Source organism: Nitrospira sp. KM1 (genome assembly GCF_011405515.1).
Classification (GTDB): Bacteria; Nitrospirota; Nitrospiria; order Nitrospirales; family Nitrospiraceae; genus Nitrospira_C.
The window spans coordinates 3,739,988-3,753,602 of the sequence record NZ_AP022671.1 but is presented as its reverse complement, the minus strand read 5'-3'; the positions used below and the strand labels follow the sequence as shown (position 1 = coordinate 3,753,602).

Here is a 13,615-nt window from a genome sequence, read left to right as displayed (position 1 = left end):
GCCCCGATCAGACTCATGAAAACTGGATGTGTCTCGAAACGCAGACCCACGGCCAGATGCCATCGTGTGTCCTCATTTTCATCTTTCTACGGTCTGCGCGTTCTCATCCGCCGATTGTCACCGCATCTCCCCGCCTGATCGTGCCTTCGCTGATCACGGCAGCATAGACACCGACATAGCCCTGGCTATGCTGGACGGCGGTCTTCAAGATCCCCGTATCCTTTGGAAGATCGCCTTGCGGGAGTGTCGTCATGACACAGCGGGCACAGGGGCCTGTAACCTTCAGCTTCACATCGCCGATCGTCACGGTCCAACCGATCCAACCCTGCTCCACGAAACCCCTCTCCCCCTTTCCTGCATCCACCACCACATTCGGACGGAAGCGCGGGGCCTCGAAGCGGCCGGTCGAATAGAGCTCATGAAGGCGGTTCAGCGTGGCAGTGGTCACCAGATGAACAATGGCACCGTCGAAAAACGTGCCGGTCGGTAACGTGAACTCCTGCACACTGTTGCGTTGATCGATCCCTTCCATGTCGAGCTTGTACTCCTCGGACTTTCCACTCCAGGCTGGCAACGCAGTCTGCACGCCCGACACGCGTCCACGGTCGGCCTTCGCCACCGTCACGGTCCGCTTCAAGACACGCGACAGAACCTGGTCGCAGTCACTCGCCGCCGTGCTGACGGTCGATCCGTCCGGCAAGGTGATCCGGACGGCCGGCAGGGCCGTACCATTCTTGGGAGGCTGAGAGAACTCGGCGCGGAACGCGAACATCAACGGCCATTTGCCGGGATTCTTCGCGGTGGCCGCCTTGCCATCGGCGCTGTCGATCAACGCATACGCACGATCACCGAGCACGCCATATGCCGTCAGTTCAGCCGCCGCCAATTCCTCTCCCCTCATCGACTTGACCGGATACCGATACAACGTTATGACTGTTCCAGTTTCGATTGCCATAGAAATGCTGCCTCCTCCATGGGTGAAGCATTCACCTTATCGCAAACCACACATAGTTTGGAAGGCTATCTATCGTTTGGTGAGCGAAGAACGCAGCACGATGCCGCGCGCCCCGTGTCTGGATGAACAAAGCGGCAGGTTGCCTATCTGTTCGCTGCCGCGACAACTTATTCCATGGTCTTGGCATCGAAATCGACGAGCACATCGTTCTCGACCGTATAACTGATCTCGAGAGGATTGCAGCAGACCTCACAGTCTTCGATGTAGGTGTGATGGTGCACCGAAAGATCCAGGACCATCGAAATCTCGGCGCCGCAAAATGGACAGATGAAGGCGTGTTCCACAACACAAGTACGCTACCGCACGTCGCTGCCAAATGACAAACTCCGCATAGGGACACTCGGCTACTTCACTTCAATCGAAATTCCAACGGCTAAATCGATATCCTGAGTCGCACGCGGAACGCCCCAAGCCGCGACGGCGAACCCACCGATCAGCGCATAAGAATCCAGCGACCCTTCGGAGCGAGCCGCATCGGGACGAACGATGACTTTTGCTAGGGCTTCTTCGAACACGCGCGATGCAAGAAGTGAGCAGCGTTGGAGAGATCGAGTGCCATCAGCAGCCGTTGCTCCGGCGTCAGCTTTCGGGCTGCCTGGAGCTTCTCTTTGGCCAGGAGGTCCCCGAGTCGGTTTGACCTTCTCGATTCATGAGTGAAGTGCGTGGAACCTTCGCCGTCCATGACAGCTATCCTCCATGAAACGGTTCGGCCCGTCACGGGCACATGTATTCAAATCAAGGGCCACCCGCCCGGGTCCAAACTACTTCTTTCCACCTTTCAAATAGCACTGATCTTCAAACTGCTCTCCACGGAGATACTTCGCGATGACTGTCCAGGTTCCGCGGCTGTCGGTCAATGCGATATACGCCTTCTGGTCCAGTATGAACGGGTGAACCATAAACGCGTCGCGGAGAGCCGGCTCCTTTTCAGCCAACCCGGCGGCAATCGGAAGCGAACTCAGCGGATAGCGGCCTCCGGTGCGTTCGAACTTATCCGGCGTTGCCATCAACGGCGTCATATCCTGCCATGAAGTCTGCTCAAGGACCTCGCTGTCGGCAGGAAATACGTAGAAGCTGTCACTCGGCGCACCCTTCATACAGAACGTCGTCTTGACGACCAGATCGAGCTTTCCGTCATTGTCGAAGTCGAAGACCGCGCGGTCGAGACTCGAGCAATGACGTGTCTTCGGCCCCTGCCCGTGCAACTCAACCGGTTTCCATTCCACGGTCTTGAGCAGATCGGCCGGCGGCGCCGGCGGCTCGCCGAACAGCTTCGCAACCGTTTCACAGAACGTCACATCCTTTCCGCCCGCTACCTCAATCGAGGCGGCGGAGGCAAGAACAGACCATGACAGCGCGATGAGGATTCCGACCAGTGGTCGAAAGACTCTACGGATGCTACGGGTCTGTTGGAGGTCAGCCTGCACTCTTTACCCGCGATTTATTGCGCCGTGAAGCCGCCGTCGATGACCAGCTCAGCCCCGGTCACGTAGGCGGCTTCGTCAGACGCCAGATACAGCACGCCATAGGCGACTTCTTCCGGCTTCCCGATACGCCCTAAGGGGATTTGCTCCTTGACCTGCTGCGCGAGCACCGGCTCGACGCTGCCGAACATCACGGTATCAGCCGGGCCTGGGATGACGGTGTTCACCCGAATCTTTTCACGAGCATATTGAATCGCCGCGCTCTTCGTCATGATCACCACGGCCCCTTTGCTCGCTTGATACGCAAACACTTGACCATGGCCGATCAGCCCGGCAATTGACGCCACGTTGACAATGGAGCCTCCGCCCCCTTTCCGCATGGCGGGTATGGCCGTCTTCATCCCTAACCACGTGCCTGTCTGATTGACCGCGATGGTGCGGTCCCAAACCTCCTGGGTCAAGTCCTCCACGCCTTCCATCTGAATCGCCCCCGCGTTGTTCACCAGAATGTCGAGTCGCCCAAAACGCTGCGAGGCCGTGCTCACGATGTGTCGCCACATGTCTTCCTGCGTGACGTCGAGATGGACAAAACAAGCCCGGCCGCCGTCCTGTTGAATGAGTGCGACTGCCCGTTCCCCTTCCTCGCGATCACGCTGGCCGATCACGACCGATGCGCCCTCGCGCGCAAAGAGTCTGGCCGTCGCCAATCCCAGTCCTCGGCCTCCACCTGATATCACCGCGACTTTGCCTTCAAGCCGTTGCGCCATTCTTCTCAAGACCTTCCCTTATCCGTGTCACGCGATCGGCGATCAGCTCTTCTTTCGGTACACGTTGAGGCCAACCTTTTCCTCGCGATTCGGAATCGTCACATTGCCCTCCGTCGAAGCGATGATGATAGTCTTTCCCGAGGCAGAAGGCCCAAACTCCTTCGAGAGATCCACACGGATCGTCAGCATCGTTCCATCGACCGTCATCTCAACGTTCTTCATGATCCTCCCCCCGCTCATTCGAGTCATTAAATGTTCAACAGCGAGCGCTGCCTGCTTTGGTTGCGCTGGATTGTCACTGGCGGTGAAGAATACATCGGCCCGCATATTATTCATAGCGGCCGTCATCCCTGCACGCCTCAACCCATACTGCTCAATGATCACAGGCCAATGAGATTCCGATCTTCATCCTGCATGGAAAAGAAGCCTGTCCCATTACTTGGCCTGTCATTTGAGAACTTCTTTGCCGGGGATACGTATACGAGAGAATCCACGCTGCGGATTCATGAACATATAAATAAATCCGCTCTTCGGATTTGCGATATCCCCATAGATCCAGCCCGCGAGTTCCCCTCGTAGACTTTGGCAAATGCTGGGCAAATATTTATCGGTTCAACTCACACCACATAATGGAGGACGGTTATGAGCAGTCAGCTTACATACTGTTTCGTCGTCGGAGGCTTGTTGTTGTCCCTCGGCGGGTGCAGCACCATGGAGTCATCAGACCGCAAGATGACGGCCGACACAAAGATGACGACCGACAAATCGCTCTACGAGCGGCTGGGCGGCAAACCGGCGATCACCGCCGTCGTGGACGACTTCGTCGGACGCGTGGCGGCGGATAATCGCATCAATGGGAAATTCGCCAATGCCAACATTCCTCGGCTGAAGACCATGTTGGTCGATCAGGTCTGCCAGGCCTCCGGAGGACCCTGCACCTATGCAGGACGCGACATGAAGAGCACCCACGCCGGCATGCAGATCACCGGCGACGAGTTCGACGCCCTCGTCGGCGACTTGGTCGCGACCCTCAACAAGTTCAAAGTCGGCGAACGGGAGAAGAACGAACTCCTCGGCGCGCTTGGCCCGATGAAGAAGGACATCGTGACCTCTCCGATGACAATGAATCGTTCTCACGGTTACTGAGCGATGAAGACCAGCTCGGAGCCATATCTCGGCGCTTGGCGGAAACTCGGAGGAGCAATGCAAAGGATTTGGGGAGGGTCTAGATCAACCCCGATGTGATCAACCCTGGGCCGGCGAGAAGGGACAGTCTTTCGACTGTCCCTTCTCGCCGGATATGCATCTGTCCAACCGGCTGTTCACAACAGGACTTGCGACATGTGTGTCTCTTTGTTTCATGGATAGGCCGTGGAAAATTGTTTCAATCCCGGCTCCAGCCGCACGGCTTGATCGAACAATAGGCTATATTCACGGCGATTCCCGCTCAGGCGTTCAGCCTGCTCGAATGCCTTTCCGGCCTCCGATGGTTCATCCATTTTGATGCGGCAGCGCGCTTCGTCGAGCTGGAGCTGAATCTGTAGGAACACCGGCAAGCGATCAGCTTTGACTCGATGAAAATATTCCAGCGCAGACCGGCAATCGGCCTGGCGAACCTGGCCGGCGGCATAATTCCGAAAATCGCGGCTGAGATTGCGGCCGAACGCCAACAACGCATAATCGGACACTGGCGAGTCGGGATGCTTGGCGATCAGGTCGGTCAAGAGTCTTTGCCCAGCTTGCAGATGATCTCCCCGTTGCCAGAGAAGAAACTTTCCCGCTTCCTGGCTTGACTGTCCATCATCCATCAAGGATGCGCCGATGCCGCCCTCCTCAGACACGGTTACAGCCACCATGTTCGATCGTAAAATTTGATTGGATGATTTGCGGCTACCCCCATACCAGGCCGATACATGATAGGTGTCCGGGCGGGTGAGCGACCATCCCAATGCGCCATAGAAGATAGGAAAGGCCGCCGCCACTTCCTCGCCAGGTTCAAGAGCCATCCTGGGGTCCACGGTATCGGCATAAAACAAGGGCAGGAATGACAATCGCGGCGTGCCGGCACTTGACAACTCGATGTGCACGGCGCCCGTCTGCGGATCGAGGATTTTGTTGACCTCCGCCGGATTCGCACCGACATTCTTGATGTGAATCGTGGCATACGCCGGCTCGCCCAATACCAGCGCGGTTTTCTGCAGTTCCAAGCGAAGCTCCAGCGAGGCACTGCCGGTGGATTCCTGCGCCTGTCCGTGACCGGCAAACAGCATTGCCGGCAGCAGCGCCATGGCACAGAACCAACGACGCACCCTGATACATTGATTCATCGAGGCAGCCATCAATCGCAGTCCGTGACGGTTAACTCTTCCAAAGGATGCGGCCAGACGGCATGGGCATCGATCACCCACGTGAACGGCGCGCCGCCCAGAGCCCCTGGAAACTTGCATCGGGCCGGATGGTTCATCAGGTGGTCTCGACTCTGATCCGAGAATCGAAACACAGCCGTCCCTTCGAGGTCGTCGGTTTGAGTCATGATGGACGTGCCGTCGCCATCGCTATGATGCAGATTGAACGCATGGCCCATCTCATGCGCTGTTGTCCGTAGATATTCAGGTCCATTGGATTGAATCGTGGCCATGCGATAGAAGATGGCGAAGGCGGAACGCGTATGGCCGTCCCACATCTTGCCCAAGACGAATTCCGGCAAGCAGGCATCCAATACCTCGCCGTAGTGATTCACCACGACGCCATAAAGATGGTACGTGTTGCAAAAGTCGAACGGGCAGATGGACGTCGGAAAGATTGACAGCTGACGATGGCTGGATTCCAAGGTATCCAGCTCGGCATCGCTGATACAGTCGTTCTGCGCAATGTTCAGCGGCTGGATGTTCGTCTCGTCTTCCTGCACATCCAGCTTGATCCCCGCTTCGTCATAGATCGTTCTTAACGTCACCGACTGGCCGTTGACCATGTGTGACGGCGGGAACGATGTACCGGACATACGGTCGAACTCGAGGGCCACGCAGGACACAAGGAGACAAGACATCAGCAAAACGACCATCAGAGAAAGAAAGCGGACCGGCACGATTCTAGACATGGAAACTCCCCACGGCCGCAAAAAGCACGTATTTCGGTGCGACGACATCACGAACCGAGCACAGGCTACTCATCCTCACGATCACTGTCAACGACATCGCGTGACCATCAACTCGCTATAGGGACGTTCGACCCCAAACGCATTTGCAATCTTGGTGTCTCGACCATCAGGTTGGACTTGCCCACTCATTGTGAGAAACGTATTCTGTGCCATCGTCCATCGTGCTCGCGCGAACCAATTTGATTGTTTGCCGCAACGTCTGCCCGCCACAGCACCCTACGGGTGGAAAATGGAGGACACATGCCTATCACCGAGCGAATCCCGTTTCTGTTTGTTGTCACGGTCTCCTGTTTCGCCATGACGGCCATCGGCCAGGCTCAACAGTGGGATGGCCCCGCCAATCAAAACGGGACCATTTCACGACCCGGCCACGTGACGGTCGGAGACCAGGTGCCGGCAGGCAGCGGTCCCAAAGCGCTCTTGGAAGTGACCAGACCGCTCGCGGCGTCGGACGACCGCAACGACCGCTTGTTTAGCGCCAACAATCTCTACAAGGGAGACGCCAGCCCGAAGTTTGAGGTCGACACGCGGCACGCCTACGCCGGCGGGGCCAGAAGCAAGCTCCACATCCTACCCGCCGATCTGGATTTTGCCGTGCATCGCAAGGCCGCCATCGGCGTGGTGAATATCAACGAGCGCATCCCGAGCGACTACATGCTGGTCGTGGGCGGTAAGATCCTGGCCGAGGAGGTCAGAATCAAGCTGGTGAAAGATTGGTCGGACTATGTCTTCCACAGCGAATACTCTCTCAAACCCCTCCCGGAGGTCGAACAGTTCATTCACACCCATCATCATCTACCGCACATCCCAAGCGCCGCCGAAGCGGAAACGGACGGCATCAGCCTCGGCCAAATGCAGTCCAAGCTGTTGCTCAAGATCGAGGAGCTGACCTTGTATGTGATCGAACAGCACAAAGCCATCGAGACGCTGCAGCACAAGCTTGCGGAGGTGGAGCGCACGAACGGCATGGCCAACCGTGCAACTCAGCCGTGACCAATTGATCCCGATTTGACGGGAGAGGAACCATGCATGCAACCATCATATACGCGGTCTTCGCAGCTTGGCTGGCCTTCACCGCCCTTTCGGCACAGGTTCAAGCCGAAGCCAAGGCCCAGGGTCAATCCGACATGGTGCTCGACCACACCATCCAATCAGGTGAGTCCAAGAAATACGACCATGCCAGCGGCATCGTCTTATCCAACGGGTTTTGGGCCAAGACCGGATCGGATGTCACCGCGACGATTACCCAAACACCTGGCTTCTCCATCGACAAGACACCGCTCGACGCAAAGGACAAGCAGTACACCTCCAACGACGGTCGCACCTTTATCGTGGCAGGCTGCGTCCCGCACAAAGTGAAGGTCTACTTCATCGGATCTCACTGGATTGCCTGCAACGATCTGGACGAAGCGACGGACAGAGTGGTCGAAAGCAAGTTCATTTCCTGCCTCGACACGTTCGACAACGGGGTCGTTCAGGAGTTCTTCCTCAAGGAAGTGAACAACCGCACGTGGCAGTCGTTCCGCTTTTCCTGTGGTGAACTTAGACCGGATGGCACAGTCGGCGGGCAATTGGAGAAGATGGCGTTTCTCTTTGATTTCGAAAAGGAAGGGAAGCCCTACACCACTACCGTTCTCGCAAAGCATCTCTCGTTCGGGATGCTCGAAATGTACAACCAGCTCCAACTACTTCCCCGTGAGAACCTACTGCAAATCGCCATCGAGCATGCGAGCGCGACGGCGATTCTCGAGGCCGGAGAGAAAGGCCGCAAGCTGGAGGATTTCAACTTCAGCGACAAGGTCCCGAATGCGTTCGGGCTGGGCGGGCTGATCGGCGTCACCCACTGGCAATGCCCTCCCGGCATGATCATGACCGGAGCGGCCATCGGCCATGTGCCTGACAAAAAGGACAAGCACACGCGACCGGTCTATATCTTGGGAGAATGCCGGAGGCTGCTGAAGAACTAGCGCAGCGTCCCTCTTACGATTTTCCCCACAACTCTTCCAGCCGATCGGAGCGGCCGCAGAGGACTTTGTACCGTTTGTACTGCCCGGGATTCCTCGCGGCGAAATCCTGGTGTTCGTCTCCAGCCAGATAAAACTGTGCCGCCCGTTCGATCTGAGTCACGATCGGCTTATTGAACCGTTTGGACTGCTCGATCGACCGCTTCGACGCCTCCGCCTGCCGCTTCTCCTCCTCGGTGCCGTAGAAAATCACCGTGCGGTACTGCGGCCCGTGGTCGCAGAACTGCGCGTTGGCCGTGAACGGATCCACGTTCTTCCAGTAATGGTCCAAGAGCGTTTGATAACTGACCTTGACCGGATCGTAAACGACTTCCACGGATTCAGCGTGACCGGTCCTGCCGGCCGACACCTCCTCATAGGTCGGATTCGGTAGAGACCCGCCCGAGAAACCCGACGTGGCCGACACGACGCCTTCGACTTTTTCGAAGGCCAGCTCCATGGACCAGAAGCAGCCCCCGGCAAATACCGCCTTCGCGTGTTCCCCAGCGCGACTCGTGCTTCCGGATGCCGCCACGGCAAGGACCAGCAACACCATCGAGAACCATCGTGAAGCAGGCATGGGAGACCTTCCTTCGTAAATTGACTGTTCTGCATTTTAACCGATGAATCATCCAATCTGTAGCCTCGTTCCCCCACCTATTCTTGCCCCTCCAACATAGGCTTTCCGCCGGTGGTACGATCTAACTATGAGACAGGGAACATTACTCGCCGCGATAGCCCTGCTCTTCGCTTTCAGCGTTGCCGGCTGCTCCCATGTGCAAGTCCTGCGGCTGACCTCGGAGACATTTCCACCTCGCGAAGTGGAAGACGTTGCAATCCTGAGCGAGCGTCCGAACGTGCCGTATCAGAAAATCGCAGAACTCAGCGAGACCTCTTCATCGGATGACCTCGACAAGCTGCAAGAACATTTGCTCGACAAGGCCGCGCAACTGGGCGCCGACGCGGTCGTCTTCGGAACCCCGATCACCCGCACGGAACAACGCGTGGCCTATGAGCCGTCCTATAGCCCCTGGGGATACTACGCCCCGCACTATTATGGTCCCGGCCCCTACGGGTATTGGGGACCGTGGGGGTATCGCTATTCACCATGGGGACTCGGGTGGGGCTACCGTCGCACCGTCCCAGTGTCCTACCTTGTTCATGTCACAACAGTGAAGGGGACGGCGATCCGCTATTCCTGACGTATATGAGGATTCTATGAAGAGCGCCCGCTCAGTTCGGAGGAAGGAACGATGAAGACGCACCGCCTGGTGATGATCGGTTTGGCCTTACTGGCGGCGGCCGGATGTGCCGGAACCGTCGCGAAAGAACGGAAGGGGCAGCAACCGGATGCCGTCGTCGATATGTTGCACCGTGGCGTGATCGAGCTCAACGGGAACATCGATGAGCTCAAGGAACATATTGACCACCTCGAGCACATGCCGGCCGTCAAGGATCCCCGAATGCAAGAGCTCCTTGGATTGGATATTGTGGCGTGGCAACTGCATCTGCAGCAATGGGTGGTGCAACGCGATCATCTTCTGAATTCCCTCGCGTCAATTCAACGGGTGAAGGCAGCGCCGCAGGACAAAGCGACAGTTGGTACAGAATGGTCCACCCGTCAGGCCACTTTCGTGAAAACCGTGGAAGAATTGAAAACTCATCGGCGAAAGCTCGAACAGAAGCGGAGTGAAATGGAGTCGCACCTTCTGGAACAATACTTCAAGTAGCCAGATCCCGCGATCCCTTCCCTCCGACAGGGGCTATTTTGCAATCTCGTACAGGGAATAGGGCCTGAAGTGAACGAACAGGGCCTACTGGATATTCACGAAGTAGCGAATGCGGCGGAGAAATGTCTCATCGAGCTGGGTCCTTGAATTACTCGCAAGAATCGCCAGTCCGTTGAAGGTCTCCAGGCGCTGCAGCAGGTACCCCACATCGAGGCTGGCATAACGGCCATGAGTGTCTTTCACCTCGCTGCGCTTCCCAAACAATGCATCGGCCTCATCGAAAAAGAGAATCGCCTGGGAGCGTTCAGCCTGGTCAAATAGTTGAGCGAGATTCTTTTCCGTCTCCCCGATGTATTTGTTCACCGCGGCAGAAAGATCGACACGATAGAGATTCGTTCCAAGATCATGCGCCAGAGCCGCAGCTGCCATGGTCCTGGCTGATCCGGATGGCCCGTCGAATATTGCGACGACCCCTGATTGACCGCGTATCGGCTGTGAGACAGCTCGCTTCCCTGCGGGTTGGCGTAGCTTCATGTCTCGGACAATCTGCCGAAGTACGGCCAGCTCAGCAGGCGGCAAGGGAACCTGCTCCCATGTCGCCTTCACATGCAGCTGTTGAGCAAATGCGTCAAGGGCCTTGGGATTGTTGTTCGACATTGCGCGTGTAATTTACGGCTCGAGATGGAGTCTGTCAACGCGGTAGACGCTCAGAGACGCTCATCCGCAACATCGGCCATTACGGCTGGCTCTTGCCGGATCACATCACGGAAATCTGACTGTCAAATACGCATTTGTTCCAAGTGACTGAATCTTTATCGATCCAGTAGAATGCCCTTTAGGATGCCCTTCGCGGCCAGACCTTTGACGGATTCGCTTTGTCCGCTACACTTCCAACAAGGCGAAACGAATGGTATGAGGGTTGCTCACGATCCAAGGTGGAAGGCATCTATGCGATTGACTCTCCAAGCAAGGAACTGACCATGAAAACAACATCGATCCTGCTCATTGCACTCATCTTCGCCTGCTCTCAGGCAATGGCGGAGCAAGCCGACGCGCCGCTCTCCTGGCAAGCCGGGCCGACGGACGTGACGCTGTCGGATCAGGCCACGCTTCGGCTCCCGGAAGGGTATCGATTCCTCGGTCCTGAAGAAACGCAAGCGGTCCTCAAGAGTATGGGAAACTTTCCTTCCGGTTCTGAATTGGGACTGATCGCGCCCGCCAAGGATGAGGACTGGTTCGTTGTGGTGCGCTATGTCGATGCGGGCTATGTCAAAGATGACGACGCGGCCAATTGGAACGCGGACGAGCTCTTCGCGTCGATCAAGGAGGGAACCGAAGACGACAACAAGCGCCGTGAGGCACAAGGAATCCCGCCGCTCGTCCTGATCGGCTGGGAGGAGAAACCTCACTACGATGCGCAGGCGCACAAGGTGGTCTGGGCGATTTCCAGCCAGGGCAGCCAGAGTGCCGGGGTCAATTACAACACGCTGGCCTTGGGACGGCACGGATACATGAGCATGAACATGGTTGGTGACCTGCGCGATCTGCCGCAGTTGAAACCGCATGTGCAGACGCTCCTTACCAATCTGAACTTCACGGAAGGAAAGCGCTATGCCGATTTCAACAGCGCGACGGACAAGGTCGCGGCGGTCGGCCTTGCGGCATTGATTGCGGGCGCGGCCTTCAAGTCGGGCATCCTCGCCAAGCTCTGGGCCTTACTGATCCCCCTGATCATTGCCGGAAAGAAACTGCTCATTTTCCTCGTCCTCGTCGTCGGCGGGCTTCTGGCAAAATGGTTGAAGAAGAAACCCGCGCCCGTTCCGGCGGCCACACCGCCATCGCCATGAAGACACTGCTGCTCTTACTGTCCGCGGGAAAACTCGGGAAAGCCGCCGTGACAGCCGGCACGATGCTGCTGTCGATGGGGGCCTATGCCTTGGTGTTCGGGTGGTGGTACGCGGTGGGCTTTGTATTGTTGATCTTCGGCCATGAGATGGGACATTACCTGGCTGCAAAGCAGCGGGGACTCAACGTCGGCGCGCCCACCTTCATTCCGTTCGTCGGTGCATGGATTCAATTGAAGGATCAACCGATGAACGTGGAAACGGAGGCCTATGTCGGCATTGCGGGGCCCGTGGCCGGGACTATTGCCGCGGGAGGCTGCTACTACGCGGCGCAATACTTCGACAGCCAGCTGTTATTGGCCCTCGCGTATTCGGGATTCATGATCAACTTGTTCAATCTGATTCCCTTGTCCCCGCTGGATGGCGGCCGCATCACTGCCATCATTTCGCCGAAGCTGTGGTGGGTGGGTGTCCCGATTCTCCTCGCGCTGTTCATCAATACGCAAAGCCCCATGTTGCTGCTCATCGCCGTCCTTGCCGCACCGCACCTTCTCTCGACGTTCCGGCGCAACGAACAAGATCCGGCCTATGCTCGCTATTACGACACGCCTCTCGCCACCCGGTTCAGCTATGCAGCCTACTATCTCGGCCTCGCAGCATTCCTGAGCGTGATGAGCTACGAACTGCACCAAATGCTGCCTCGCACGCATTGATCGTCAGACATCCCAACCGATTGGCCGCTGATCTCTAGGATGGACCTTATTCGAGAGTTCTTGCTGCTTCCAACCCCCCACAAAATATTCTACAGGTTAGCGCAACGGAAAGAAGATTCCTGCTAAGAAAAGGTGTCAGTGTGCATTCAAGGTCCTAGTGCAACAGTTGGTGAAAAGCATGGGCAGGACTGTGCCAGTTGAGAATTTTGCGCGGCCGATCGTTGAGCAACGCCTGCACGCGTTTGATCTCGGAGCTAAGAAAGGTGTCAGGAACCATTGTTGCCTAGTTCTTTCGATGGCCGTCCCCGTCCTCGCAACGTCATGCCGAGATTCCATCTCGTCACCATCTGCTTCGTCCATAGCTCACTTCCGAACGGTAGACCCTTCACGACACTGCGGCGAAGGGCTTCGACCTGCTCGTGGTGCTCATCGGCGTTCACCCATTCCGCCCAAGCCTGGGGACGAGGTATCGGCCACTGATGCAGTGCGGCGCCCTTGGAGGAGGCTGCACTGCTCCACGGCCACTGCTCTGCACGCGTGACGAGCCCGGCGCGCACCGGATTGCGTTCCACATACCGACATACGGTCAACAGGTATTCACTCGTTTCAATGGGAAATGATTTGAATCGTCCTTGATAGACATGACCATTCCCCACACTGTTGCGATGCCGATGCCAGCGCTGGGTGTGCGTCAGCGTGAGCCAATTCATGAACCGAGAAAGATCGCCATCCCCTCGCGGCCACACCACCAGGTGCCAGTGATTCGGCATGACACAATACGCCAAGAGCCGCATCCCCACTCGGTCACAGGCTTGGGCCAGCACGCGCTCAAACGCGAGATAGTCACCGTCGTCCTCGAATAACGTCATGCGGGCGTTGGCTCGATTGAGCACGTGATAGACGGTGTCTCCTGGAGCCGCCCGTAACGGCCGTCCCATACTGCCTCTCCTTCGAGCAGCACC

18 protein-coding genes are annotated in these 13,615 nt (G+C 57.2%); 7 read left to right on the top strand and 11 right to left on the bottom strand.

The window, feature by feature from the left end; genetic code table 11:
• Positions 1-103 precede the first annotated feature (103 nt).
• The 6 genes from W02_RS17740 to W02_RS22250 form a co-directional block, all read right to left on the bottom strand.
• Positions 104-955, bottom strand: a complete 852-nt coding sequence (locus W02_RS17740; protein ID WP_173050127.1) for an MOSC domain-containing protein — start codon at positions 953-955, stop codon at positions 104-106.
• 167 nt (positions 956-1,122) lie between these two features.
• Positions 1,123-1,299, bottom strand: a complete 177-nt coding sequence (locus W02_RS17735) for a CPXCG motif-containing cysteine-rich protein (protein ID WP_173050124.1) — start codon at positions 1,297-1,299, stop codon at positions 1,123-1,125.
• 60 nt (positions 1,300-1,359) lie between these two features.
• Positions 1,360-1,530 (bottom strand): hypothetical protein, encoded by a 171-nt coding sequence (locus W02_RS17730; RefSeq protein WP_173050122.1) that lies wholly within the window; start codon positions 1,528-1,530, stop codon positions 1,360-1,362.
• Between the two features lie 246 nt (positions 1,531-1,776).
• Positions 1,777-2,442: a hypothetical protein gene (locus tag W02_RS17725; RefSeq protein ID WP_173050120.1), complete on the bottom strand. Its 666-nt coding sequence runs from the start codon at positions 2,440-2,442 to the stop codon at positions 1,777-1,779.
• Positions 2,443-2,456: 14 nt separating this feature from the next.
• Positions 2,457-3,206: an SDR family NAD(P)-dependent oxidoreductase gene (locus tag W02_RS17720; protein ID WP_173050118.1), complete on the bottom strand. Its 750-nt coding sequence runs from the start codon at positions 3,204-3,206 to the stop codon at positions 2,457-2,459.
• Positions 3,207-3,248: 42 nt separating this feature from the next.
• The gene (locus tag W02_RS22250) at positions 3,249-3,428 is read right to left on the bottom strand and encodes a hypothetical protein (RefSeq protein WP_173051545.1); all 180 of its coding nucleotides are present in this window, start codon (positions 3,426-3,428) and stop codon (positions 3,249-3,251) included.
• Positions 3,429-3,848: 420 nt separating this feature from the next.
• Here W02_RS22250 and W02_RS17710 point away from each other — a divergent pair, with 420 nt between their 5' ends.
• Positions 3,849-4,352, top strand: coding sequence for a group 1 truncated hemoglobin (locus W02_RS17710; protein WP_173050116.1), 504 nt, complete (start codon positions 3,849-3,851; stop codon positions 4,350-4,352).
• 212 nt (positions 4,353-4,564) lie between these two features.
• On the opposite strand, the gene W02_RS17705 is transcribed toward W02_RS17710, so the two are convergent.
• Positions 4,565-5,545, bottom strand: a complete 981-nt coding sequence (locus W02_RS17705; protein WP_173050114.1) for a hypothetical protein — start codon at positions 5,543-5,545, stop codon at positions 4,565-4,567.
• Positions 5,545-6,303, bottom strand: a complete 759-nt coding sequence (locus W02_RS17700; protein WP_173050112.1) for a hypothetical protein — start codon at positions 6,301-6,303, stop codon at positions 5,545-5,547. The genes W02_RS17705 and W02_RS17700 overlap by 1 nt, the downstream gene beginning before the upstream one ends.
• A gap of 300 nt (positions 6,304-6,603) precedes the next feature.
• On the opposite strand from W02_RS17700, the gene W02_RS17695 reads away from it, so the two are divergent.
• Both W02_RS17695 and W02_RS17690 read left to right on the top strand, forming a co-directional pair.
• Positions 6,604-7,356: a hypothetical protein gene (locus W02_RS17695; RefSeq protein WP_173050110.1), complete on the top strand. Its 753-nt coding sequence runs from the start codon at positions 6,604-6,606 to the stop codon at positions 7,354-7,356.
• A gap of 32 nt (positions 7,357-7,388) precedes the next feature.
• On the top strand, positions 7,389-8,330 hold the full coding sequence (locus W02_RS17690) for a hypothetical protein (RefSeq protein ID WP_173050108.1): 942 nt from the start codon (positions 7,389-7,391) through the stop codon (positions 8,328-8,330).
• A 13-nt stretch (positions 8,331-8,343) separates the two neighbouring features.
• On the opposite strand, the gene msrA is transcribed toward W02_RS17690, so the two are convergent.
• Entirely contained in the window at positions 8,344-8,946 is a 603-nt protein-coding gene (gene msrA, locus W02_RS17685) for a peptide-methionine (S)-S-oxide reductase MsrA (protein ID WP_173050106.1), read from the bottom strand.
• A gap of 127 nt (positions 8,947-9,073) precedes the next feature.
• Between msrA and W02_RS17680 the strand changes: the two genes are divergently transcribed.
• Positions 9,074-9,568 carry a hypothetical protein gene (locus W02_RS17680; protein WP_173050104.1) on the top strand — a complete coding sequence of 165 codons (495 nt, stop codon included), beginning with the start codon at positions 9,074-9,076 and terminating at the stop codon, positions 9,566-9,568.
• Positions 9,569-9,619: 51 nt separating this feature from the next.
• Positions 9,620-10,096, top strand: coding sequence for a hypothetical protein (locus W02_RS17675; RefSeq protein ID WP_173050102.1), 477 nt, complete (start codon positions 9,620-9,622; stop codon positions 10,094-10,096).
• 84 nt (positions 10,097-10,180) lie between these two features.
• On the opposite strand, the gene W02_RS17670 is transcribed toward W02_RS17675, so the two are convergent.
• Positions 10,181-10,753: an ATP-binding protein gene (locus tag W02_RS17670; protein WP_173050099.1), complete on the bottom strand. Its 573-nt coding sequence runs from the start codon at positions 10,751-10,753 to the stop codon at positions 10,181-10,183.
• A gap of 323 nt (positions 10,754-11,076) precedes the next feature.
• Between W02_RS17670 and W02_RS17665 the strand changes: the two genes are divergently transcribed.
• The gene (locus W02_RS17665; RefSeq protein ID WP_173050097.1) at positions 11,077-11,943 is read left to right on the top strand and encodes a DUF2167 domain-containing protein; all 867 of its coding nucleotides are present in this window, start codon (positions 11,077-11,079) and stop codon (positions 11,941-11,943) included.
• Positions 11,940-12,653: a site-2 protease family protein gene (locus W02_RS17660; protein WP_173050095.1), complete on the top strand. Its 714-nt coding sequence runs from the start codon at positions 11,940-11,942 to the stop codon at positions 12,651-12,653. The genes W02_RS17665 and W02_RS17660 overlap by 4 nt, the downstream gene beginning before the upstream one ends.
• A gap of 266 nt (positions 12,654-12,919) precedes the next feature.
• Here the strand turns inward: W02_RS17660 and W02_RS17655 are convergent, their stop codons facing one another.
• Entirely contained in the window at positions 12,920-13,591 is a 672-nt protein-coding gene (locus W02_RS17655) for a transposase (RefSeq protein WP_173050093.1), read from the bottom strand.
• Positions 13,592-13,615: the final 24 nt, after the last annotated feature.